Origin of the sequence: Kitasatospora sp. NPDC052868, from assembly GCF_044547105.1 — a bacterium.
Lineage (GTDB): Bacteria > Actinomycetota > Actinomycetes > Streptomycetales > Streptomycetaceae > Kitasatospora.
In genome coordinates this window covers 1-1,009 of sequence record NZ_JBITZW010000067.1, presented here as the reverse complement: position 1 = coordinate 1,009, position 1,009 = coordinate 1, and the positions used below count along the sequence as shown (strand labels likewise).

1 protein-coding gene is annotated in these 1,009 nt (G+C 71.9%); it reads right to left on the bottom strand.

Annotated features, from left to right (window positions below):
• On the bottom strand, positions 1-1,009 hold a 1,009-nt coding region (locus tag ACIGZJ_RS36925), incomplete at both ends, for an amino acid adenylation domain-containing protein (protein WP_396461392.1).

Sequence of the window (1,009 nt, the reverse complement as noted above, 5' to 3'; positions counted from 1 at the left end):
TGGTGGTCGGTGCGGCCGAGGTAGTGGAGGGTGCCGTCGGGGCGCCAGGTGACGAGGTCGCCGGTGCGGTACATGCGTTCGCCGGGCTGGCCGTAGGGGTTGGCGGTGAAGCGTTCGGCGGTGAGGGCGGGGCGTCCGAGGTAGCCGCGGGCGAGGCCGGCGCCGGCGATGTAGAGCTCGCCGGGGGTGCCGGTGGGGGCGGGTTGGAGGTGGGTGTCGAGGACGTAGAGGCGGGTGTTGGGGATGGGGGTGCCGATGTGGGGGGTCTGGCCGGTGGGGGTGAGGGGTGTGGTGGTGGTGGCGCAGACGGTGGTTTCGCTGGGGCCGTAGGCGTTGATGAGGCGTCGTCCGGGGGCCCAGCGGGTGGCGAGGTCTTCGCTGAGTGCTTCGCCGGCGGTGATGAGGGTGGTGATGGTGGGGAGGTCGGTGGGGGTGAGGACGGCGAGGACGGCGGGGGGGAGGGTGACGTGGGTGATGGCGTGTCGGGTGGTGAGGTGGATGAGGGCGGGGCCGGGGAGGAGTTCTTCGGCGGGGGCGAGGACGAGGGTGGCGCCCTTGCAGAGGGTCATGCCGAGTTCGGAGACGGCGGCGTCGAAGCTGGGTGAGGCGAACTGGAGGACGCGGCTGGTGGGTTCGACGGCGAAGCGGTCGATCTGGCCGGTGGTGAGGCTGGCGAGGCCGTGGTGGGGGACGACGACGCCCTTGGGTCGGCCGGTGGAGCCGGAGGTGTAGATGACGTAGGCGGGGTGGTTGGGCTGCAGGCCGGGCTGGGGGTTGGTGGTGTCGAGTCCGGCGAGGCGGGTGAGGGTGTCGGGGTCGTCGAGGACGATCCGGACGGTGCCGTCGGGCAGGGTGTTCTGGGCGGACCTGGTGATGACCAGGGCGGGTCGGGCGTCGCCGAGCATGTAGGTGATGCGGTCGGCGGGGTAGTTGGGGTCGATGGGGAGGTAGGCGCCGCCGGCCTTGAGGATCGCGAGGAGCGAGATGACGAGGTCGGTGGAGCGTTCCA